The organism is Corallococcus macrosporus (assembly GCF_017302985.1).
Taxonomy (GTDB): domain Bacteria; phylum Myxococcota; class Myxococcia; order Myxococcales; family Myxococcaceae; genus Corallococcus; species Corallococcus macrosporus_A.
The window spans coordinates 469250-492084 of record NZ_JAFIMU010000017.1 but is presented as its reverse complement, the minus strand read 5'-3'; the positions used below and the strand labels follow the sequence as shown (position 1 = coordinate 492084).

The following is a 22835-nucleotide window of genomic DNA, read 5'->3' as shown; positions in this document are numbered from 1 at the left end:
GGCCCCCGGGGCCGGTGGGGCCTCCAACCGTCGCGAGGGAGCGCAGAAACTGCGCGGGCCCCCGTGACGCGGCGCAGGGGTTGCGTGGGCACGAGCGAGCCCCCGAGGCAGCGTGAACGGCGGGGGGATTGCAATGACGCCTGCTCCGTCATGACCAGCCTAGAGCTCGCGCGGTGGCAGTTCGGAATCACCACGGTCTATCACTTCATCTTCGTCCCCCTCACCATCGGGCTCGCGCCGCTCGTCGCGCTGCTGCAGACGCTCTGGGTGGTGACGGGAAAGCCGGGGTGGCTGCGGCTGACGCGGCTCTTCGGCAAGCTGTTCCTCATCAACTTCGCGCTCGGCGTGGTGACGGGCATCGTCCAGGAGTTCCAGTTCGGGATGAACTGGAGCGAGTACGCGCGCTTCGTGGGGGACGTGTTCGGCGCCCCGCTCGCGATGGAGGCGCTGGCGGCCTTCTTCATCGAGTCCACGTTCCTGGGGCTCTGGATCTTCGGCTGGAAGCAACTGCCGCGCGCGCTGCACCTCGCCTCCATCTGGCTGGTGGCGTTCGCCGTGAACCTGTCGGCCTACTTCATCCTCGCGGCCAACTCCTTCATGCAGCACCCCGTCGGGGCGCGCTTCAACCCCGCCACCGGGCGCGCGGAGATGACGGACATCCTGGCGGTGCTGACCAACAACACGGCGCTCGTGGCCTTCCCCCACACGGTGACCTCGGCCTTCCTGGTCGCGGGCACCTTCGTGGCGGGCGTCTGCGGCTGGCTGATGGTGCGCTCCAGCCAGTCGGGTGAAGCGGCGGCGGCCCAGACCTTTCGCGGCGGGCTGCGGCTCGGGCTCGTCACCGTCGTCGTCTCCGGCATCGGCGTGGCGGTGAGCGGAGATGCCCAGGCGAAGCTGATGTTCGAGCAGCAGCCCATGAAGATGGCCGCGGCCGAAGCGCTCTGCGACGGCCGCGCCGGGGCGCCCTTCTCGCTGCTCGCGGTGGGAGACCTGAACAACGACTGCCAGGGCGTGCGCCACCTGCTGGAGGTTCCCGGCTTCACGTCCTACCTGGCGCGCGGTGACTTCCAGGCATCGCTCGAGGGCGTCAATGACGTCCAGAAGCGCTACGAGCAGCGCTACGGGACGGGGCCGGACTACGCGCCGAACCTCGCCGTCACCTACTGGTCCTTCCGTCTGATGATTGGGCTGGGCGTGGGGAGCGCGGCGCTGGCGCTGTTCGGGTTCTGGCTCACGCGCGGAGGCGCGGCGAGCAACTCGGAGCGGTTCGCGCGGCTCAGCCTCGCGGCGCTGCCCACCCCGTTCCTCGCGTGTTCCTTCGGGTGGATCTTCACCGAGATGGGGCGGCAGCCCTGGCTGGTGGCGCCCAACCCCACCGGGGTGGACACGCTCCGCCTGTTGACGGCCAGCGGCGTCTCCACCGCCGTTTCACCCGCCATGGTCTGGACGACGCTGATTGGCTTCACCTGCGTCTACGGCGTGCTGGCGGCGGTCTGGTTCTACCTGATGCGGCACTTCGTCCGTGCCAGCCTGAAACATCCGGCGGCCGTCCCGAGCGAGGACCGCCACCCTGAAACCGCGCCGCTGTCGTTTGGCTACTGAGCCCCTGCCCTCTTTGACTGGCTTCGACAAACCATCATGGAACTGAACACACTCTGGTTCTGTCTCATCGCGGTCCTCTGGACGGGCTACCTCGTGCTGGAGGGTTTCGACTTCGGCGTGGGGATGTGGCTCTCCGTGCTGGGAAGGACTCCCGCGGAGCGCCGCGCGGTGCTGCGCACGATTGGCCCGGTCTGGGATGGCAACGAGGTGTGGCTGCTCACCGCCGGGGGCGCGACGTTCGCGGCCTTCCCGGAGTGGTACGCGACGCTCTTCTCCGGCTTCTACCTGCCGCTCTTCCTCATCCTCGTCGCGTTGATTGTCCGAGGCATCGGGCTCGAGTTCCGCTCCAAGCTGGAGGACCCCACGTGGCAGCGCCGCTGGGAGCAGGCCATCCAGGTGGGGTCGTGGATTCCCGCGCTGCTCTGGGGCGTCGCCTTCGCGAACATCGTGCGCGGAGTGCCCCTGGACGCGGACCATCAGTTCACCGGGACGTTCCTCGGCCTGCTCTCCCCGTTCGCGCTGCTCGGCGGCCTGGCCACCACCCTGCTCTTCCTCAGCCACGGCGCGGTCTTCGTCGCGCTGAAGACCCAGGGCACGCTGCGGACGCGGGCGCTCGGCTGGGCGAAGCGGATGGCGCTGCCCACGCTGGGCGTCAGCGGTGCCTTCGGCCTGTGGACGCAGGTGCGGTACTCGGTGGCCTGGACGTGGCCGGTGCTGGGGTTCGTGGCCCTGGCGCTGGGAGCGGCGGCGCTGAGTGTCTGGCGGGAGCGGGAGGGCTGGTCCTTCACCTTCAGCTGTCTGGCCATCGCGGGCGTGGTCGTGCTGCTCTTCGGCTCGCTCTTCCCGGACGTGATGCCAGCGCTGGAGCCGGCGCACTCGCTCACCGTCCAGAACGCGTCGAGCACCCCCTACACGCTGCGGATCATGACCTACGTCGCCGTCGCGCTGGTGCCGTTCGTGCTGGCCTACCAGGGCTGGACCTACTGGGTCTTCCGCCAGCGCGTCACCGTGGACGAGCTCACGCCGGCGATGGGAGAGGGCTGAGCGTCCGATGAAGCCGCTCGACCCGAAGCTCCTGCGGCACGCGAGCGCCGCGCGGCGCTACGTGCTGCTCACCGCGGGCCTGGGACTCGGGATGGTCGCGCTCACGGTCCTGCAGGCGCGGGGACTGGCGCGGCTGCTGGGCCATGCACGCGAGGCGGCCGGATCCTCCGGGACAGCCCTCCTCTGGCTGGGCGGCGTGTGGCTCCTGCGCGCGGCGCTGGCGGGGCTCCAGGAATGGGCGGGGAAGCGGAGCGCGCACCGGGTCATCGCGCAGCTGCGAGCGGGCCTGCTGGCGCGGCTGGCGTCCGGCCCGGAGCGGGAGCGCGCCTCGGCGGGGGTGGCGCAGGTGGAGCTCGCGACCCGGGGACTGGACGCGCTGCAGCCGTACCTGGAGGGCTACGTGCCGCAGCTGCTGCTCACGGCGCTCGCGACACCGGCCCTGCTCGTCTGCGTGTGGCGCGCGGATCCGGTCTCCGCGGCCCTGATGGCGGGCTCGCTGCCGCTCATCCCGCTCTTCATGGTCCTGGTGGGCCGCTTCACGCGCGAGGCCACGATGCGGCAGCTCGCGAGCATGCAGCAACTGAGCGCGCGGGTGCTGGACCTCATCACCGGGCTCGCCACGCTCCGGGCGCTCGGCCGGCACCGCGGCGTCGCGGCCCAGGTCCTGCGGCTGAGCGAGGCGCACGCGCGGACGACGCTCCAGGCGCTGCGGCGGGCCTTCCTCTCCAGCTTCGTGCTGGAGCTCATCACCACGCTCTCCATCGCGAGTGTCGCGGTGGGGATTGGCCTGCGGCTGCTCGACGGGGCCATGGCGCTGGAGACGGGCCTCTTCGTGCTGCTGCTCGCGCCGGAGGTCTACGCGCCGCTGCGCCAGGTAGGGGCGCTCTTCCATGCGTCCGCGGAGGGAGCCGAGGCGGCGGCGCAGGCCATCGCGCGGCTCGAAGCCCCCCAGCCCGCACGCGGCACGCTCAGCGCGCCCCCGCTCACCTCCGGGACGCTGGAGCTGCGGGACGTCTCGGTCGCCACGCGCGACGCCGGGTGCTGTGCACCGGACGGGCTGTCGTTCGTGCTGCCGTTGGGGCAGGGACGCATCCTCGGGCTGCGCGGGGAGAGCGGCGCGGGCAAGAGCACGGCCCTGGCGGTGATGCTCGGGCTCCTGCCGCCCACGCGCGGGGGCGTCTTCCTGCGCCCCGAAGGCGGGGCGGCGCTGGCGCTCGGGGCGCTCGACCTGACGACGTACTGGCCCCAGCTCGCGTGGCTGCCGCAACAGCTCCACCTGGAGCCGGGCACGGTGCGGGAGAGCGTCTGCCGGGGGCGCGTGATTCCGCCCTCGGCCCTGGCGGCCGCCGCGGAGGCCACCGGCTTCGACGCCGTCGTCGCGCGGCTTCCCGACGGCTGGGACACGAAGCTGGGGCGGGACGGTCAGGGCCTCTCGCTCGGGCAGCGGCAGCGGCTCGCGCTCACGCGGGTCCTCGTGGGAGACGAGCGGTTGCTGCTCCTCGACGAGCCCACGGCGCACCTGGATGAAGTCTCCGAGCAGCGCGTCCTCGAAGCGCTGAAGCGGCGGGCCCGCAAGGGAACGACCCTCCTCCTGGTCAGCCACCGCGCGCGGACGCTGGCCATCGCGGACGACGTCCTCACGCTCCATTCGCACGCGTCTTCGCCGGACACCCTCCCGGAGGCCGCATGAGCCGCCATCCCTTGCGTCAGGTGCTGTCGGGGCTCGGGCTGCGTCCCCGCGCGGTGGGGTTCGCGGTCGCGCTCGGGCCGGCCGCGCTCTTCGCGTCGACGGCGCTGGGCGCGTTGTCCGCGTGGCTCATCGCGCGCGCCGCCGAGATGCCACCCGTGCTCGACCTCACGCTCGCCATCGTCGGCGTGCGGGCCCTGGGGCTCTCTCGCGCGGGCCTGCGCTACGCCCACCGGCTCGTCGCGCACGAGCTGGCCTTCGGGGGCGTGGCACGGCTGCGGGCCCGGCTCGTGGACGCGCTCGCGCGCGGGCCGCTCACCCGGGTCCTGGGCCTCAAGCGCGGAGACCTCGTCGCGAGGCTCGGCGGTGACGTGGACGCGGTGGGCGAGGCGGTCATCCGCGCGCTCGTGCCCATGGCCATCGCGGCCGGTGTCGGCGCCGGCGGCGTCGCGCTGCTCGCCCTCTTCCTCCCGGCGGCGGCGGGGGCCCTGGCCGTGAGTCTGGCCGTCGCGGGGGGCGTGGCGCCCTGGATGAGCGCGCGCGCGCTGGCCCTCTCGGAGAAGGCGGCGTCGGCCACCCGGTCGCACCAGATGGCCACCGCGCTGGAGCTGCTCGAAGGCGCGGCGGAGTGGCGGGTGTCGGGACAAGCACCGGTCCTGCTGGGGGCCCTGCGCGAGGACGACCTTCGTCTGGAGCGCCTCTTGGCCAGGGCCGCGCGCTGGACCGCCGCCGCCACCTTCCTGATGCATGCCGCATGGAGCGCGAGCGTGGGGGCGGCGCTCGTCCTCGGCTTCGCGGCACTCGGACGCGGAGCGCTCTCCCAGGTGGAGCTCTGCGTCGTCGTGCTCGTGCCGCTGGGTGCGTTCGAGGCCCTCCAGTCCATGCCCGCGGCGCTGACCCAGTTGCTGCGCTCCACCGAGGCGGCCCGGCGGCTGCTTCCCTTCCTCGATGCGACCGAAGCCGAGACCCCGGCCACCGTGTCCCCTGCCCCCGCGCCGGCCATGCACCTGCGCGCGGAGGGGCTCGCGTGCGGCTGGCCGGAGCGAAGCGCCGCGGTCCCGGGCATCGACCTCACCCTGCGGCGAGGACGGTCACTCGCCCTCACCGGGCCCAGTGGGAGCGGGAAGACGACGCTGCTGCTCAGCCTCGCGGGGCACCTGCCTCCGAAGGCCGGGACGGTGAAGCTGGGCGACGTCTCGCTCGCGGACGTGAGCGAGCAACGCCGGGTCGAGCTGCTGCACTACTGCGCCGAGGATGCGCACCTCTTCGACACCACCCTGCGAGAGAACCTCCGGGTCGTGCGCGCGGCGCTCACCGACGACGAGGCCGTCGCGGCGCTGCACAAGGCCGGCCTGGGTGAATGGTACGCGCGGCAACCCCAGGGGCTCGACACGCCCCTCGGCCGCGGGGGTGAGGCCCTTTCGGGAGGCGAGCGGCGGCGCGTCCTCCTCGCGCGCGCCTGGCTTTCAGAGGCCCCCTGGCTCCTGCTCGACGAGCCCACCGAGCATCTCGACCCGCGCACCGCCGCACGCGTGATGCGAGACCTGGATGGGATGAAGGCGCACGGGCGCGGCCTGGTGGTCGTCACGCATGACGCGGACGTGGCACGCGTGCTGGACAGCGTCCACGCCCTCGCGCCGGCCTGACACCCGCGCGTCACCCTCCAGGAAGCCGGGAGCGCTTCTCCAGGCCAGCGGAGGGTCATGGAGGGTAGGGTCGCGCCCCGCATGCGTTCGCCATCCCCCATGCTCGACACCTCAGGGCTCCCCCAGGAGGCCGCGTCGCCTCCGCTCCGGCGCGGCCAGCGCACCTGGCCGGCCGTCTTCTCGGGGGCCCTGCTCCTCGCGCTCGCGTGGAAGGTGTGGACCCTGGCGCTGCCGCCCCACGGCGTGCATCCCTGGCGTGACGCGGACGGGCTCGGCGTGGCGCGCGCGTTCCTCCACGAGGGCTGGAACATCCTCTACCCGCGCGTGGCGGAGCGCGGCGGGCTGACCGGCATCGTCGGCATGGAGTTCCCGCTGGTGAACTGGCTGGGCGCGGCGGCCATGGCCCTCTTCGGCGAGCACGACACCTGGGCGCGCCTGCCCGTGTGGCTGTGTCTCATTCCCCTGGCGTTCGGCGGGCTCGCCCTGGGCCGGCGCATGCTGCGGGACGAGGACACGGCGCGGGTGGCCGCGGTGTGTCTCCTGCTCCAGCCGCTGGTGCTGGTGTTCTCACGCAAGCTGATGCCCGAGGTGCCCATGCTGACCCTGCTCTGCTGGGGCCTGTGCATGGCCTTCGACGGCATCCGTGCGAGCTGGGGACGGGCGCTGCTGGCGGGCGTGCTGCTGGCGCTCGCGGCCGTGCTCAAGCCCACCGGCGTGGCGGCGGCGGTCCCCGCCACGGCGTGGGTGCTGGCGGCGTGGAAGGGAGCGCCGGGTCCGGAGAGGAAGTGGGTGCTCGCCCGGTCCTCGCTCATCGGCCTGATTCCGGTCGTCGCGGTGCTCGTCTGGTTCCGCCATGCCCACGTGCTGGAAGAGACCTACGGTCTGCCGCTCTTCAAGCTGAAGCACGACTGGTGGGAGTGGACGCGGGAGCTCTTCACCTGGACGTTCATCTCCGTGGTGTTCGGCCGCTGCATCCACCTCTTCTTCCTGCTGCCCACCTTCCTCTGGATGCTCGTGTCCTGGCGGACGACGGGGCGCGTGCTGAAGGAACACCCGGTGGTGACCGCGTGGTTCGCGGCCTCGCTCGGCGTGGTGGTCCTCTTCGGCCGCCACAACTTCCAGCACCAGTACTACGCCATCCCGCTCACGCTCGCGACCAGCCTGCTCATTGGCGCCTTCGTCGTGGCGGCCACGCGCGAGCGCCGCGCCCCGGAGCGCTGGCGGCTGGCGTTCCTGGCGGTGTTCGCGGTCACCGCGCTGTTGCGCACGCTGTCCTATACGAAGCCCCCGGAGCTCGATGTCGCCCGGCTCGACGCGGCCGTGCCGAAGCTGGGCCCGCCAGGACTGACGGTGGCCACGGACCTGAGCACGCCCGTCGTCTCGCTGGTGACGCTGCGACGCCAGGGCTGGTCACTGCCCCCGGCGTCCCTCACCCCCGAGCGGCTGGAGGAGCTGCGCCGCGAAGGGGCCACGCTCCTGGTGGAGTCCTCGTTCGGAGGATGGCTCCCGGAAGCGACGCGGGCCCGGCTGCCGCCGCCCCTCTACGACGACGGACAGGTGCGCTCCTACTCGCTGAGGTGAGCCGCGCGGCGTTACCGCTTCCTCACGTAGGCCGTGTGGCCATTGCCAATGGTGGGATAGCGCATGCCCCATCCCGGCTCGAAGCCCAGCTCACCGAGGAACGTATCGATGTCCTCCGCCGTGGGAGCGCCGACGTAGCGCTCCTTGATGTTGACCTCCAGATGGATGAACTCGATGTGCTTGAGGGTCTGCCGTGCGCCCTGGAGCGCCTTCAGCTCCGCGCCCTGGATGTTCAGGTAGAGCGTGTTGTAGCGGGTGTCGCTCCCGCCCTCCGCCAACTCCCGCAGAAGGCTATCGAGCGTCCGCACGGGAACCGTCACGCGCTCGTTGACGGACATGGCCTCCCGCAGACGCTGCTGCCCGAACTCCGTCACGTTGGGTGCTTGCAGCGAGCTCAACATGCTGTGGGCCATGACGAAGAAGTCCGCCTCTCCGTCATGGTCGCTGATGGCACACTGGGCCACGTGGATCTGCGTTGGCTCCTCGCAGTCCAGCATCTGGTCACGCACCATCGCCATCGCGCTGGTGGCCTTGGCCACGGTGGCCAGCCGCTTGAAGACGTCTTCCTGCGGCTCGACCATCAGCACGTTCCGGTAGCCCAACAGCAGCCACACCCACAGCAGGTATCCGGAATGCGCGCCCAGGTAGAGTACGCCCTGGGGCTCGATGCGGAACTTCCTCAAGAGCGTGCCGAGGACCATCACCTCGCGCAGGGACTGGTCGTACCAGCCGGTCTCCCCGTCAGGGCTCCAGATTCGCGCGACAGACTTCTTCCAGAGCGTGTCCAGCTGGGGAGAATGCTCGTGGTAGATGCTCGGCTTGTTCATGCGCTCTCAGGCCGGACTTCGGACTTCGCGGCCGGTGAGGTCGCGAACGTCAGGATGCCCATTGAAATCAAGTGCTTCACAAGGCGGACGCGCTCCGGATCCGTGTACCAGCCCGGGATGTCCTTGACCGCGAACTGCGGGGTCGCGCTGATGAAGTCCAGGGCGAGGAGGAGCTTCTCCGGCCCGTGGTAGTAATAGCCCGGGAAGATGAGCTCGGTCTGGCCCTCGAAGAGGTGCGCCTGCACCTCGATTCCCGGCCTCCGCTTGACGACCGTCGTCGCGTCAACGCTCTCCACATGGCGCAGCAACTCGAAGTGCCCATCCGGAAGGAAGGGCAACCGTTTCCGGTGCTCGCGCTTGAGCGCCTGGAGCGCGCCCTCCCAGTCCGGGACCTCGAAGGTCTTCGCGGCCAGCTCGCGGAACCAGGGCTCCGATTTCGCCTTGCCGGACGGGCGCAGCGGGCCACCAAAGCCCATCGCCCGTCGCAGCTCGATGTCCTTGACGCTGGCCGCCGCGACGGCGCGGCCCAGCAGGTCCGCGTACGTCACCCGCTGCACGGTGAACACGAGGTGCAGGGAGTGCGAGTCCTGGGTCTCCACCATGGGGAGTGCGTCGCTCGACGAAGCGCCCCCCGGCAGGTTGGCGAAAGGCAGGTACAGGGTGTCACCCGCCTTCAGGGACAGCGACTCGCCGCCCCCCTCTTCCGGAGGCAGGGGCTTGAACCGGCCGGGCGGAAGGCGCCAGGTGGACGTCCCCTCCAACTGGAGCACGAAGAAGCTGCGGCTGTCGTTCCAGGCGCCGGCGTTGCACGAGCGGGGCGGCGCCGCGATCAAATCCGCGGTGATGACAAAGCCAGACTGCCGCGCGATGGCGCTGACCAGCCGGGTGATGGGCTTCCAGCGGACGTGCATCTCCCGGAGGGCCAGGCTCTTTCCGTCCGAGAACTCCTTGTAGAACTCGGAGAGCGTCGTCTTGCGCGGCCGGCGGGGCCAGGCCGCGGCGAACTGGGTCCCCTGGATGAGGTGGATGCTGTTGTTGGTGAAGGACGCGTTGATGAGCCCGTCAAGCTCCGCGGAGCAGAACAGGGAGCGGAAGTAGTCGGGCGCGTCGCGCCTGACGACGAGGGCGTTGCGCTCCCAGATGTCACTGGCGAACTGCTCCAGGGGCGTAGGCGAGAGGACGGCTTGGAGGTTTTCGCAATGGCTCATGGCTGTCTTCCGGAAGAGGGCGCTGCCGTCAGCGTTCGCCCTTCGGCTCCGCGACCTTCAAGAAACCCACCTGGATGAGGTCGCGAACCAGGGCCAACCGCTCGGGCTCGCCGCGGCCGGGAATGTCTCCCGCGAGGAACCGCTCCTCCATGGCCACGAAGCGCAGCGCCGCCTCGCTTTCGCGAGCCGCCAGGTAGTGGCCGCCCGGGAAGTGGAGCTTCACCTTGCCGCCCTGGGCGAGCACGACGCCTTCCATGCTCCTGCGCCTTTCCAGCGGGGTCCCCGCATGCACCTGCGTGCCGCTCCCCAGGCGGGAGAAGTGCCCGTCCGCCAGCGGGGCGATCCGGTCCAGGAACTTCGCCGCGAGCCGGTTGCGTGACGCCTCGAAGTGGGCCGCGCCCGACACCTCCTCCGCCAGTTCCTGGGCCCGCTCGAACAGCCGCGAGGCGTGAGCCTTCTCCACGGAATAGCCAAAGGGGAGGCTCTCCTGGAAGCGAGGATCCCGATCCGCGAGGTCCATCACGGACTCCGTGAGGATCTTCTCCCAGGTGTCCGGGAACAGGCCGAACGTCACATGCAGCGAGGAGCAGGTCCGGGTCCGGGGCTCGTGGATGACCCCCTTTGGGAAATAGAGCAGGTCCCCGGCCTTGAGGTTGATGACGTGGGAGGGCCCGTCCGCGGGCTTGCTCTGACGCTCGTATTCGCCGCGCTCCTTGCTGTAGCGGGGGAGTTCGGGGCCCGAGTCATACAGGCGCCATTCCTTCTCCCCTTCCAGTTGGAGGGCGAAGATGTCGTGATCATCCCAGTGGGTCTTGAACCCCTGCGCGTTCTCCGGGGTCGCGTAGGAGAACGTGCTGATGTAGCAGCCGAAGGCGCGCGCCAGCGCGTTCGCGATCTCCCCCACGGGCGGCCAGCACTGATGGATGTTCCGGATGACGATGGTGTGGCCGTCGCGGTAGCGCTCGTAGAACTGATAGAGGGTCGTCTTGTTGTCACCCTCCACGTTGGGATGGGTGACGCTCCCCGACCTGGCCATCCGGACCTCGTCATTCGTCATCGAATGACCCAGGAACGAATCCAGCTCCCCGAGGCTGAACAGGTGCGAGTAGTAGTCCGGCCGGTTCCTGGGGATGTGGAGGACCTTCTTCTCCCAGTACTCGGACAGGAACACCTCGACCGACATCGGATGGAGGATGAACTCGAGCGCGGACAGGTCTGGCATTCTCACATCGGATCCCGGGATCAGACAGGTGTCTCAGCTCAGGTTGAGCGACCCGACCCACGACGGGCCCCCCCGAAAGAGGGCCCGCCGCGGTCAGCCGTCTCAGCCCTCGATGACTTCGGTGCCGTCCGGCAGCTCGACGTTCTCGATGGCCTGCAGGCCGCCGACGACGCCGGACAGGTCGCTCTCGGTGAGCTCCACCTCGAGCTGCGAGGCGACGGCCGCCTCGAGGGACAGGCCCTTGGCGCTCGCGAACGCCTCAGCGCGGGCGCGGGTCTCACCAGACATGTTCTGGATGATGCTCTTGACGTTGCTCATGGGGGTACTCCCTCTCGTTGTGGGGTTGAATTGCCGGCCCATTGCCTTGAGATACACCTCGGGCGTAAGGACGACAGGTGCTGCGTGCTACACCTGGGCTACAGCTCGAATTTGAGCAATTGCGTGAGATGGCGCGTGGCGGCGGGCCCCAACTCACACATCCGCGAAATGCCCACCTGTTCGATCAGCCGGTTCTTCAAGGGCAGATCCTCGGGGCGGGGGTAGTACTTCGGGGACAGCCTTCCAAAGGGACGCTTGCGATCCAGTCCCAACAACTGCCTGCGCACCGGGTCCTGGACGCGCGCATCCAATGTATCGACGGACATCTCATCCACGGGGAACAGCCAGCGGAACGCCCACTGGACGAAGATGGCCTTCCGGGTGAACGCGGACAGGTTCGGGCTCCCCTGGCTGTGCAGGGTGCGCTGCTGGAACAGGACCGCGGAGCCTGCCTTCACGGTCAGGGGCCGGGCCTCTGACGGCGGAGGGGTGAAGGGCCTGAACTCCTCCCGCCAGTTGCGCTCCTCCATGAGCGACAGCGGGAAGATGAACGTCTGCCCCCGGCCGGGCTCCACCAGGTCGGTGAGGTAGAACCCCACCTTGATGGCGGTCATCGGCGCCTGGAATTGAAGGTCCTGGCTGAACATCCCGCCGTCCACATGCCAGTCATAGCGATACTTCTCGGCGGAGGTGTCCGGCGGCCGCACATTGTAATGGGTGTGATTGACCCAGATATTCCAGCCCAGCAGGCCACTGATCTTCCCCAGCACCGCCGGATTGTCGACCAACTCCAGGAACGCGTCGTCCTGTCCCAGGATGTCGAGCCGGTTGTAGAACGCCTCCGGAGGGCTCTCCTCCCGCTGGCGGCACCTCTCAATGGCTTCCGTCAGGCTGCTGACCTGCGCGGGTGAGAGGGCATCCGGAACGACGAGATAGCCTTCACGCTCGAAAAAGGCTCGCTCGTCACCGGTAGGCCAATGGTCGGACAGACTCATGTTCGAAAGCCTCACGTGCCGAGCGCTGAAGGGAAAGCAATGGTCTATCAGAGCATGAGAAATGTCAACAACCCGCAGAACCAGAAATGACGAACGATCGTTTGAGTTCAGCTCACCTCGACCCCAGTCAACACACACCTGGCAACAATTCAGGCGCCACGAGCCATGGCGGGTGTTTCTTCCATCTGGGAATGGACCAGCCGGGAATAGACACCTCCCAGCGCAAGCAGCGTCTCATGCGAGCCCGTTTCGACGACGCGGCCCTTGTCCATGACGACGATGACATCCGCGCTGCGGATGGTGCTGAGCCGGTGAGCGATGACGATGCGCGTGCACTTCAGCGACGTCAGCGCTCCCTGCACCTGGCTTTCCGTGGTGGCATCCAGCGCGCTGGTTGCTTCGTCCAGCAGGAGCACCGCGGGCTTGTGCATCAGCGCCCGGGCCAGTGCCAGCCGCTGCCGCTGGCCGCCTGACAGCGAAGAGCCCCGGTCCACCATCAGCGTGTCGTACTGCATGGGCATCGCCATGATGTCGTCGTGGATGTGCGCGAGTTTCGTCGCTTCAATCACGGCCTTCATGGGCAGCTCGCGCGACCCCAGCGAGATGTTCTCCCGAAGGGAGGCGGGGAAGAAGGCCGGGTCCTGGAGGACGACGCCCATCTGGCTGCGCAGCAGGCGCAGGTCCATGCGGGTCAGGTCCACGCCGTCGTAGATGACCCGTCCGGAGGTCGGCAGGTACAGCCCGAGCAACAGGTTGGCCATGGTGCTCTTGCCCGCGCCCGAGCGCCCGACGATGGCGACCATCTGCCCGGGTTCGATGCGCAGGGAGACATCCTCCACGACCAGGGGTGCCGCCGCGCTGTGCCGGAAGGAAACCCTGTCCAGCTCGATGCCGCCCAGCAGCTGCGGCGCACGGCCCACGCCCAGCGCGGGCTGCTCCGGCGGCGTGTCCAGCACGTCGTTGATGCGGTCCAGGTAGGTGCCCAGCAGCTGGAACTGGCCCGCGGAACCAATCAACTGGGACAGGGGGACGAGCAGCGCGGCGGTCAGCGCGTTGAGGCTCAGCATCTCTCCCAGCGTCAGGTGTTTCTCCAGCACCAGGAAGGCGCCCAGGCTGAGCAGCGCCAGCGGCGACGCCAGCCGCAGGGCTGCCATCACGGAGTCCACCCACAGGGTCAGCCGTCCACGCACCAGGGAGGCGTTCAGCACGTCCACCAGCAGGTGCGAGTAGCTCTCCACCGACCGCCGCTCCGCGCCAAAGGCCTTGAGGGTCTGGATGCCCGTCAACATGGAGATTTGATAGCTCTGGCTCTTCGCATCCAGCTCCAGCCCTTCCGACAGGAGGCTGCGGCGCTTGTTGCGCGTCAGCACGAAGAGCAGCACCTGGCTCAATCCCAGGATGAACACGGCGAGTCCCATCCAGGGGCTCGCGATGAACAGCATGGCGAAGTAGAGCAGCACCATCGTCCCGTCGAGCAGGGTGGAGATGGTCGTGGACGAGAGGATTTCCCGGATGTGCGCCTGGGAGTTCATGCGCATCATCAGGTCGCCCGCGGAGCGGACCTGGAAGAAGGAGTAGGCCAGGTCCACCAGGTGATCCAGGAACCCGAGCCCCATGGTCAGGTCCAGGCGGGTCCGCATCTCCAGCAGCAGGTGGCCCCGGATGAGCGAGGCCATGAAGTGGAAGAACACCAGGCTGGCCAGCGACACGCCCAGCACCAGCAGCAGGTGGTAGTCGCCGCGGGGGACGACCCGGTCCACGATGATTCCGGTGAGCGCGGGAACCCCGAGCGCGAAGAGCTGCAGCGCGGCGGACAGCAGGACGATGCGCCCCAGCGAGTCCGCCTGTCCCAGCAGGGGCAACAGGTAGCGCAGGCTGTTGCGCCGCTCGGGGGCCATGGGCTGGAAGTCCGCCGCGGGCTCGAAGACCAGGACCACGCCCGTGAAGCGCTGCCGGAAGTTCTCCATCGCCACCGTGCGGCGTCCCTGGGCGGGATCCACGATGGACACGAGGTCGCCGTCGATCTTCTCGAAGACGACGTAGTGGTTGAAGTCCCAGTGGAGGATGGCGCCCACGGGGAGGTGGGGCAGGCGATCCAGGTCGATGGAGATGGCGCGCCCCCTCAATCCGAGCCTTCGCGCCGTGTCCAGCAGCGTGCGGGCCCCCACGCCATCGCGGCCCGCGCCGGTCAGCTCGCGGACCGCGTCCAGGGTCATCTCCCGGCCGTGGTAGTGCAGCACGATGGTGAGGCACGCCGCGCCGCAGTCGGTCGCCGACAGCTGGCGCACCTCGATGAGCCGGCGCGAGCGCCGCTGCAACCGCTTCATCGCAGGGAAGCGCTCCGACAACCTCGGCTTGCGCGGACCCGGCGCGTCCTGTTCAACCGTCATGGGGGAAGAGCACCTTGAGTCCAGGGATGAGGGTCAGGAAGATGGGCTCGGAGCGGACCGCCACCTCCGCGTGGGCGGGCATGCCGTCGAAGTACCCGAACACCCTCCCCTCCCGGGAGAAGGTGCGCGAAGGCAGCCGGGCCCGCACCAGCACGAGCGGCCCCTCGGGTTTGACCGCGTCCGCCAGGTCGGGCCCCAGGTAGCGCTGCAGCTCCCCCGGGCCGATGATCTGATCACCCACCGACTCGATGGGCACTTCCCGGTAGTCGTAGCGGAAGCCGTCCAGCTCGACCCGCAGCGGCATGCCGGGACGCAGGAAGGGGCGGTAGTAGCCGGGCAGCAAGGCCAGCAGGTACACGGGAGCGTCGTCCTCCACCAGCGAGGCCACCTGCGCGCCCGGCGTCAGGTATTGCCCCGGCTGGATGCGCAGGTCCCCCACGACGCCCGTCACCGGGGCTCGCAGCGACCGCGCGTCCAGCTTGGAGCGGGCCAGCTCCAGCTCCGCTCGCAGGGCGGTCAATGACTGACGGGCCGACACATCCGACAGGTCGCGCATGTATCGCACCAGGTGCAGGTCTGACTCGTACTGGATGCGTGCCAGCGAGTTGCGCTCGTCGTCGGACATGAGCGTCACCAGCAGCTGGCCCTGGGACACGCGCTGGCCGGGTTGGACCGCGACGGACACCACGACGCCCCCCAGGGGGGCAGCCACGTCCGTGCGGCGCTCCACCCGCACGAGCGCGGTCCCGGAGGCGTACTCGGACACGGTGCCTACCGCGCAGAGCACCGCGGCCACCACCAGCAAGCCGACCAGCAGCACGTAGGCCGCCCGGGTCCATTCCGGAGCGATGCGCAGCACATCCCCGTCCTGCCGCCCATGCTGCTGGTAGTGCTCCAGCGCCTCCTTGCGGAAAATGGATGGATTGCCTCCCACGGTGTGGCTCCTGATCCCGCCGGCACGAAGGGCCGTGCCACAACGGCGGGCATGCTGTGTCTCAAGGATGGTTCGAGGCAGTCCCCGCTACGGTTGGCAGCCCGATGGGTGAGGACCCGGGCTCCACCCGCACATGCACCACCGTGCCCGCTGGCGGCGCGGCGTCAGGCCCGGCCTCCAGCTCCGCGACCGCGAAGACCTTCATCGCGGCGACATCGACTTCGGGCGCGACGCGAATGACGCGCCCCCTGACCATCGGTTGTTGATCGGTCGCCTCCAGCAACAACCGTTGCCCCACCGCGACGTGCCGTGCATCCGCGGGAGGAAGGGCGAAGCGCACCTGCACGGCCCCACTGCGCAACAGGTGGAGGATGGGCTGGCCCGCCTGGATCTGGGCCCCTGTCGCCACGAACCGGCTCGCGACCACGCCTTGAAAGGGCGCGCGGATGGAGGTCTCCGTCACGTTGCGGCGAAGCTGGGCCACCTTCGCTTCGCGCTCGAGGATCTGCGCCTGCGCGACCTCCAGCTTCGCGGAAGCCGTCTGTTCCTGATAGCGGGCCGTGGACACCTCTTCGTGGGAAACGGCCCCGGTCCGCAGCTGCTCCTGGGAGTCACGCCGCACCAGCCGCTCCCGCGCCTCGTCCAGGGCGAGCTGCGAGGTGCGCAGCTCGGCACGGCTCGACAGCAACTCGGCCTCGGCGACGGCCAGCTCCTGCTGGGCCGCCGTGACGTCCAGCGTCGCGACCACTTCACCTTGTTTCACCGCATCCCCCACCTGGACGCGAATGTTCGCCACGCGCCCTTCCCGGGATGCGGCCAGGTCGACGGATTCCTCGGCGATGACGACGCCCAGCCAGCTGCTCGTCGCGGCCAGGGGATCGGGCGTCAGGAGTTGGGGCTCCGGCTGGGAAGGCCGTGGGTCCATCGAGCCCTCGGGCGTGCGGGCCCGCAAGCCAACCATCGTGGCCACGACGACAAGGAGCAGGAGACCCAGTGCACTGGCGAGTCGTCGGAACACCATTAATACGGAACTATACGGACTTACTCAGACAATAGCGAATCCAGTTTGTGGTCAGACAATGTGCCGAAACGAGGCAGGGTCGCATTCTTTTCTCACACGTCTTCAAGCCTGAAGGGCCCGGAATGACTGCACGGTGCGTGATGTCAAAGCAGGCGTCGTCGCCTGCCTGTCGGCACAGCAACCGAGGTGTCTTGAGACGCGAAGTCATTCCAGACGGCAGCCCGGGCCTCATCCGGCGCGGCCTCCAGCCCAGGCTCGGCACCGGGTCGACGTCGCGGGGTCGGGCAGCGGCACCGACCGCAGGTCAGCGTGCTTCCCGTGGTTGCAGGTCGTCTCCACGTCGCGCGGCTCTTCGTCCGCGAGGGAGCGGATGGGCACCACCGCGAGCAGCAGACAGGCATTCTCCATGTCACATCCCCGCTGGGGTCGCGTGCACCGCGACCTGGGATGTGACGCTGGCGAAGCAAGGCGGGCGCCAGACCGCTGCTCATGGCGGCCCGGTGTGTTTCATCAGACCGGTGCCGCGCGCCGTGCGCGGGTCGCGTGCGCAGCACACGCGGCGCGCGTTGCAGCCGAACGCAGTCGCGCGCCCTTCAGTAGTACTTCGCGCACTCAGACCAGTTGGCCATGTAGCACTGCCCCTTGTAAACCCGCCCCGAGCACTTCCCTGTCGCGGACGGCTTCATCTTCACCCAGCACTTCGGGCGCGCGTCCAGGTCGGCGGCGAAGTTGTCGTCGTCCCCGGGTGCGCGGGCCTGACCGCGAAGCACGACCACGGCCACGGCCACGCCGGCAAGGAGGACCGCACCGACGATGGCGAGCATCCTCTTCCGACTCATGACGTCTCCCGGGAGGTCAGCGCGGCCTTGCCGTCCGGCTTGCGCTGGAACCTGTAGAGCACGAAGCCCACCGCGAGCGCGACGGCCCCGGCGATGAGGTTCTCCCGCTCCGCGCTCAGCGCGAAGACGACGCACAGAGCGGCGGCGGCGAAGGGAATCACCGGACCGCCCGGGATGCGGAACGCGTTCGCGGGCGCCTGGAGCTTGCGGCGCAGCACGGGCACCGCCATGGCCGTGCCGAAGTACGTGGCCAGCCGGGCCACCACGGAGAGCGTGGCGAGCACCTCGAACGAGCCGGAGAACGCGAGGGGCAGCGCGATGGCCGTCTGCGTGAGGATGGCGGCCGTCGGCGTGCGGAAGCGCGGATGCAGCGTGGCGAGCGCGGCGGGACCAAAGCCATCCTGTGCCAGCGCGTACAGGTAGCGCGGCCCGGCGAGCACGGTGTTGCTGTTGGTCCCCAGGATGGACAGCACCCCGCCCACCGTCATGAGGAGCCCACCCCAGCCGCCAAGGAACCGCGCGGCGGCGTTCGCGAGCGGCGTCTGCGCGTCCGCGACCCCGGGCAGCGTGCCCAGCGCCACCCACTGCACCGCCGTGTAGATGAGCGTGACCACGCCAATCTGCACGACGAGCGCGAAGGGCACGTCGCGGCGGGGGTTCTTGAACTCACCCGCCGGAGCCGCCGTGTTCTCGAAGCCGGCGTAGGCGAACAGCAGCAGCAGCACCGCGGCCCCCAGGTTGCCGCCCTCCCTGGGAGCCACCGACGTCGCCAGCGGCACGGACACGGAGAAGAGGCCCACGGCGATGAACACCAGCAGGGGCACCGTCTTGGTGACGGCGAGGAACACCGCGGTGCGAGCGCCGCCCTTCACGCCCACGACGTTGATGGCGGTGAGCGCGAGCAGGGGCACGGCGATGGCCAGGCCCTGGCCCAGACCCGAGTTCGCCGCGGGCCACAGGAAGCCCAGCGCGCGGGAGAAGCCCACGGACAGCGAGGCCACGGACGAGACGCGCGCCAGCCACGTCATCCAGCCGACCTGGAACCCCACCCGTTCGCCAAAGGCTTCACGCGTGTAGAGATAGGCGCTGCCGGGCTTGTCGAAGTAGCTGGCCGCCTCCGCGAAGCAGAGCACGAGCAGCAGCACCGCCAGCCCCGCGAGCACGACCGCGCCCGTGCTGGCCGAGCCCAGGTTCGCGGCGGCCGCCGCGGGCAGCAGGTAGACGCCGCTGCCGATGACGTCGTTGATGGAGAACCCGACGATTTCCCAGCGCGATACCGCGCGCCGCATGCCCGGCTCAGAAGGAGACGAATGGGTTCCGGTGGTCATGGACAAAAAGGGGAGAGGAAACTCCACTGGAGCACGGATACGGTGAATCCGCGAATTCATCTCCTCTCAAGGAACCCCGCCATGCGTTACACGCGCAAGAACATCTCCGAGTTGCTCGATGCCGTGGAGGGCAGCCCCGACGTCATGGGCTTCTGGACGTCGAACTTCGGCGGCTCCTCCTTCACCCTGGTCTCTTCCCCCGGAGGCATGATCTGGCAGGACATCTACGCGCCCAGCCACCAGGTCTGCGAGGACGGCATCCCGTACGGCACCGAGGACGGCATGAACAATCACTGCGGCGGCACCGGCTACTGATCAAACGCCAGACAGTGCCGGGAGCCAGGTGGCCCAGAACTCATCCAGCGCCACGCGTGCCGGATTGGGCGGCGGGGTGTTCCCGAACCGGGGGACCATGGCGTCCAGGAAGGCCGCGACCGCCGCGCGCTGGGGGCCGTCCAGCGCGGCGACGAAGTCCTGGAACGCGGTGATGCGCGCCTGGACCAGGGCCTTCCACTGCGCTTCGCCCTGCCCGCCCGGCACACTGCGCGGGGCCCGCGGATCCGGGGGCATCAGCACGTCCACCACCGTCTCCAGCGCGGAGAACGTGTCCACGTCGAGCACCTCGGTGAGCAGCGCGATGAGGTACGCGGGCAGGTAGTAGGCGCGGCCCTGGGACGACAGGTGCAGAAGCCCCGACTGCGTCGACTCCCACTGGAGGAGCGCCGCGTTGGCGAAGTCCGTCCACGGCCGGCCCGCGAAGTGGCCCGCCGCCTCTTCCGACTCCGGGTCGTCGTAGGTGTGGGGCGCGCCGTGCTCATCGAACCAGAGCCCGGGCCGCCCCACGGAAGCCGGGGGCGGCGGAGTGGCGGCGAAGGCCTGACGCACCCGGGCCAGGGCCGCCAGGTCCCGGGCGGAGTCCGACGGACTGCTCATGGGGGACACCCATTGGCGATGAGCTTGCACTCGCACGTCGCGACGGCCGCGAAGGCCTTGCTCAGCTCGTCGATGTGGGCCGCATCACCCCCGCGGAAGCAGGTGTCGTTGATGGCCTGCCGTGCCGCCGCGCAGGCGAGTCCCAGGTTGCGCCGATTCGCCAGCTCCAAGCAGTTCGCTCCGGTGTTCGGGAAGCTCGCGCAGGAGAATGGCACGGATTTGCAGGCGAGGCCGACCGCCCTCTTGAGCTCGCGGTGTTGGATGGACGTGCAGTCCCCGGGAGGGCTCATCCCGGCGCCGGGCGGCGGGGTGGCGGCCATGGCGGGCGCGGCCCCCAGGCCCAGGAAGACCATCAGGCTGGCGAACGCGGGCTCCAGCGCGCCACCGATGGCGATGAGGATCTCCGGCAGCATCAGCAGCAACAAGATGAGGGCGATGATGAGGATGGCCACCAGGACGATTTCAAGGACAGGCACGCGCTGGGGCTCCTTGGCCCGCTCCCGGTTGCAGGGATTGTCCGCGCCGCCATTGAGCCCGCCCTTGATGAGATAGGCCGCCGTGCCGTTGTCAGGGTCCTCGATGATGTAGCCCAGACCGGACCAGTTGCCGTGGGCCGGCGCGCGCTCGGACACCACGACGTGCTGGCCCGCCTGCACGGCATTGGCGATCTCCTGGGCCACGTCCGCGTCGATGTCCAGCCGGGGAGCGATCTGCGCGTAGTTGGCCGCCGTGATGCGGTAGATGGGAATGTTCTGGGTGTTGGCGTCGCGGAGCAGCTGCACCGCGGACACGCCCGAGCCCGGCTCGCGCTGGAAGAGCGCGTCGAACGTCCTGCCCTCCAGCAGGGAGGCGAACGTCCCGGTCAGGCGGTGGACCTCGGCCGTGGGTCCGCCGGCCCGGTCCACCACCGCGATGAGCGACCGGGCGACGTCCATCTGCCGGGAGCTGTAGGAGCCCAGGCGGGGAATGCCGAAGTAGTACTGGATGCTCAGCGGCACGGAGAACAGACCGATGGAGGGCAGGCGGACCACCCGCGCGTCGCGCGCGGCGGCGACGGCCTCGTTCAGGGCGTCGTACTGGGCCCAGTAGTACAGCGCGACCGTGTGCAGGTTCTCCGCCGCGGTGTCCGACGGCTGCTTCTGGAACCGCGCGTGGATCATCTCCTGGGTCACGCCCTGGCCATCGATGCCGAACACCATCTCCTCGCCCGCCGTCACGTCGAACGACACCGGCTCGCTGCCGGGGTCTCCCGGTGACAGGAACCGGGCCTCCCAGGTCTGGTCCTCGCCCATGCGGCCGCCGGGCCCCTGAGCCTGGTCCACGCCGTCGATCTGGATGACCGGCCGGACATTCAGCTGGTACAGCGGCAGGCTGTCACCCGGTGCCGCGCGGTAGGCCGCGAGCGCCGCCGCATCCGCGGCGGAGGCGGGCACATACGTCACGCCCAGCCGCCGGCCCGCGAGCGAGGGCAGGTCCACGGTCCAGGTGAGCGACGCATCCCCCGTCATCCGGTCGAACGCGGACGCGTACAGCGTCAACTGGACCTGGTGCCGCAGGGCGTCCGGCAGCCGCGCGAAGCTCTGGGAGCGGGCCACGACCGCATAGGGGAGCGTCCCCGCCAGCACCTGGGCCGTCTCCGGGAGGATGACGCGCCGGCCGGTGAAGTCCTCCAGCGAAGGCTGGCTGCCGAAGCGGTCGTTGGCGTCCTCCCGCATCGTCGTGAGCCAGGCGTCATAGGCCACCTGGTCCAGCCCCGTGACGGAGCCAGTCGCGGGGTCCTTCACCACGTTGGCGACAATCTTCTGCGTCTCCGCCTGCACGTCCTGGGGGAGCGCCGCCCTCACGTCCACCCGCGCCGGGAAGGAGTACTGCTTGAAGGACGCATCCACCGGCACCCAGGTGTCGGGCGTGTGGTGGACGGCGCCGCGCGACGGCTCGAAGTCCACCTGCGCCTCCACCCAGACGTGCTCCATGCGCACGGCGCGGATGGCGCCGTCCTGCACGAGCGCGGTGGCGGGGATGCCACCCTGGCTCAGCAACTGCTGCGCGGCCTCGACGCGCGTGACGTTGCCCACCCAGTTGAGCATCTGGGCGGTGGGCACATCGATGGAGCCGTAGACGTAGCGCGCCGGGATGCCGGAGGCGCGGTAGAGGGCAATCAGCAGGCTCGCGGTGTCAAAGGCATTGCCCCGGCGGTTGAGCAGGGTGAGGTCGCTGCCCTGGATGGAGCCATAGGTGGGCACCCACTCGATGTGGTTGCGCACCCAGTTGTAGAGCTCCACCGGGTGGTGATGGAGCTGGGCGGCGAGCGCCACGATGGCCGGGGTGAGCTGCACGTCCTCGGTGGCCGTCAGCGTGTCCGCCGGCGCGGCGCTGACGCCAGTCCTCGCGAGCGAGGAGGACTTCGCCGCCAGGCGCGTCAGTGCCGGGGGAAGTTCCTGGGAGGACGTGGCGGGCAGCCGCTTCGTCGGCTCGGGGCTGCGGAACGGCAAGGGCCCCGGCGGCGTGGGCCGGTGCTTCTCTCCCTGCGGATGCTGGTCGAAGAAGGCCACCACGGCCTCCACGGCCCGCGCGCGCTCCGCGTCCAGCCCCGCGTCGTCCGCCCGGTCCAACTGCCGGGCCAGGCGCAGGAGCTGCGCCTGCCGTGCGCGGGCCTCCTTCACCGCCGCGCGGTGCCGCTCCAGCAGGACGGAGGGAAGCTTCGCGTCCTTCAGGGTCTGCTCCGCGGACGCGAAGGACGCCTCCAGCGCCGCGCCCGAGCTCGCGGCTTCGTCGAGCTTCGCGCGCAGCGCCGCCACCGGGTGGGCGCGTCCCGTGCGGAGCGCTCCAGGGCGGGCCCGCTTCGCCAGCTCCGCCACCGCGTCCAGCCGCTGGCTGTGCTGCTCCTCCGCGGTCAGCACGGGCTTCTGGAGCGACGCCACCGAGCAGCGCTGTCCCGTCGTGCTCGCGCTCTGGAGGGAGGCCAGGAACGAGGGGGCGGGGTCCGCGCTGGAGGCCGAGGCCACCCGCGCCCGCCACGCCTCGTGGGCCTGGGCCTGCCGCGCCTCCGTCTCCGCCGCCGCGGCCATGGGCCGGAGCGACAGGAAGACCATGGCCACCGTCACCGCCATCGACAATGCCCGCATCCAGGGGGTGCCCGGCTGGCGGGATGCTTCACGAAGCTGCTGCTGCATGACGGACTCCCTGCTGCGCGTCCCTCGCGGGGAGGGACCTCGGTCCATGAATCGTGTGGATGAAAGAGATTGCCGACCCGGTTCGCG

Annotated in this window: 19 protein-coding genes; 6 read left to right on the top strand and 13 right to left on the bottom strand. The window is 69.8% G+C overall.

The features are described from left to right. The first annotated feature begins 150 nt into the window (after window positions 1–150). The 5 genes from JYK02_RS38300 (at window position 151) to JYK02_RS38280 (ending at window position 7560) form a co-directional block, all read left to right on the top strand. Window positions 151–1602, top strand: coding sequence for a cytochrome ubiquinol oxidase subunit I (locus JYK02_RS38300; protein ID WP_207057910.1), 1452 nt, complete (start codon window positions 151–153; stop codon window positions 1600–1602). Between the two features lie 36 nt (window positions 1603–1638). Then, complete coding sequence (gene cydB / locus JYK02_RS38295) at window positions 1639–2646, top strand: cytochrome d ubiquinol oxidase subunit II (protein WP_207057909.1); 1008 nt, start codon at window positions 1639–1641, stop codon at window positions 2644–2646. Window positions 2647–2653: 7 nt separating this feature from the next. Then, window positions 2654–4336: a thiol reductant ABC exporter subunit CydD gene (gene cydD, locus JYK02_RS38290; RefSeq protein ID WP_207057908.1), complete on the top strand. Its 1683-nt coding sequence runs from the start codon at window positions 2654–2656 to the stop codon at window positions 4334–4336. Continuing rightward, window positions 4333–5979, top strand: coding sequence for a thiol reductant ABC exporter subunit CydC (cydC, locus tag JYK02_RS38285; RefSeq protein ID WP_207057907.1), 1647 nt, complete (start codon window positions 4333–4335; stop codon window positions 5977–5979). The genes cydD and cydC overlap by 4 nt, the downstream gene beginning before the upstream one ends. 81 nt (window positions 5980–6060) lie before the next feature. Further along, a complete protein-coding gene (locus JYK02_RS38280; protein WP_207057906.1) occupies window positions 6061–7560 on the top strand; it encodes an ArnT family glycosyltransferase in 1500 nt (499 codons plus the stop codon). An 11-nt stretch (window positions 7561–7571) separates the two neighbouring features. On the opposite strand, the gene JYK02_RS38275 is transcribed toward JYK02_RS38280, so the two are convergent. From JYK02_RS38275 to JYK02_RS38225, 11 genes are all read right to left on the bottom strand, one after another. Next, window positions 7572–8387, bottom strand: a complete 816-nt coding sequence (locus JYK02_RS38275; protein ID WP_207057905.1) for an FkbM family methyltransferase — start codon at window positions 8385–8387, stop codon at window positions 7572–7574. Further along, window positions 8384–9595 carry a cupin domain-containing protein gene (locus JYK02_RS38270; protein WP_207057904.1) on the bottom strand — a complete coding sequence of 404 codons (1212 nt, stop codon included), beginning with the start codon at window positions 9593–9595 and terminating at the stop codon, window positions 8384–8386. The genes JYK02_RS38275 and JYK02_RS38270 overlap by 4 nt, the downstream gene beginning before the upstream one ends. 28 nt (window positions 9596–9623) lie before the next feature. After that, complete coding sequence (locus tag JYK02_RS38265) at window positions 9624–10817, bottom strand: cupin domain-containing protein (protein ID WP_207057903.1); 1194 nt, start codon at window positions 10815–10817, stop codon at window positions 9624–9626. A 102-nt stretch (window positions 10818–10919) separates the two neighbouring features. Then, the gene (locus JYK02_RS38260; RefSeq protein WP_207057902.1) at window positions 10920–11135 is read right to left on the bottom strand and encodes a hypothetical protein; all 216 of its coding nucleotides are present in this window, start codon (window positions 11133–11135) and stop codon (window positions 10920–10922) included. Window positions 11136–11233: 98 nt separating this feature from the next. Continuing rightward, complete coding sequence (locus JYK02_RS38255; protein WP_207057901.1) at window positions 11234–12130, bottom strand: phytanoyl-CoA dioxygenase family protein; 897 nt, start codon at window positions 12128–12130, stop codon at window positions 11234–11236. Window positions 12131–12279: 149 nt separating this feature from the next. After that, window positions 12280–14520: a peptidase domain-containing ABC transporter gene (locus tag JYK02_RS38250; RefSeq protein ID WP_207057900.1), complete on the bottom strand. Its 2241-nt coding sequence runs from the start codon at window positions 14518–14520 to the stop codon at window positions 12280–12282. Then, window positions 14510–15454, bottom strand: coding sequence for an HlyD family efflux transporter periplasmic adaptor subunit (locus tag JYK02_RS38245; protein ID WP_207057899.1), 945 nt, complete (start codon window positions 15452–15454; stop codon window positions 14510–14512). Before JYK02_RS38245 ends, JYK02_RS38250 begins: the two co-directional genes overlap by 11 nt. A gap of 61 nt (window positions 15455–15515) precedes the next feature. Further along, window positions 15516–16475: an efflux RND transporter periplasmic adaptor subunit gene (locus JYK02_RS38240; RefSeq protein ID WP_207057898.1), complete on the bottom strand. Its 960-nt coding sequence runs from the start codon at window positions 16473–16475 to the stop codon at window positions 15516–15518. Window positions 16476–16703: 228 nt separating this feature from the next. Further along, window positions 16704–16883 (bottom strand): hypothetical protein, encoded by a 180-nt coding sequence (locus JYK02_RS38235; protein ID WP_207057897.1) that lies wholly within the window; start codon window positions 16881–16883, stop codon window positions 16704–16706. Window positions 16884–17068: 185 nt separating this feature from the next. Further along, the gene (locus tag JYK02_RS38230) at window positions 17069–17314 is read right to left on the bottom strand and encodes a hypothetical protein (RefSeq protein WP_207057896.1); all 246 of its coding nucleotides are present in this window, start codon (window positions 17312–17314) and stop codon (window positions 17069–17071) included. Continuing rightward, window positions 17311–18603 (bottom strand): APC family permease, encoded by a 1293-nt coding sequence (locus JYK02_RS38225; RefSeq protein WP_207057895.1) that lies wholly within the window; start codon window positions 18601–18603, stop codon window positions 17311–17313. The genes JYK02_RS38230 and JYK02_RS38225 overlap by 4 nt, the downstream gene beginning before the upstream one ends. A gap of 120 nt (window positions 18604–18723) precedes the next feature. Here JYK02_RS38225 and JYK02_RS38220 point away from each other — a divergent pair, with 120 nt between their 5' ends. Next, window positions 18724–18957: a hypothetical protein gene (locus JYK02_RS38220; protein WP_207057894.1), complete on the top strand. Its 234-nt coding sequence runs from the start codon at window positions 18724–18726 to the stop codon at window positions 18955–18957. Here the strand turns inward: JYK02_RS38220 and JYK02_RS38215 are convergent, their stop codons facing one another. Together JYK02_RS38215 and JYK02_RS38210 are read right to left on the bottom strand one after the other, a co-directional pair. Beyond that, window positions 18958–19575, bottom strand: coding sequence for a DUF6714 family protein (locus JYK02_RS38215; protein WP_207057893.1), 618 nt, complete (start codon window positions 19573–19575; stop codon window positions 18958–18960). Next, entirely contained in the window at window positions 19572–22748 is a 3177-nt protein-coding gene (locus JYK02_RS38210) for a transglutaminase domain-containing protein (protein WP_207057892.1), read from the bottom strand. The genes JYK02_RS38215 and JYK02_RS38210 overlap by 4 nt, the downstream gene beginning before the upstream one ends. Window positions 22749–22835 lie beyond the last annotated feature (87 nt).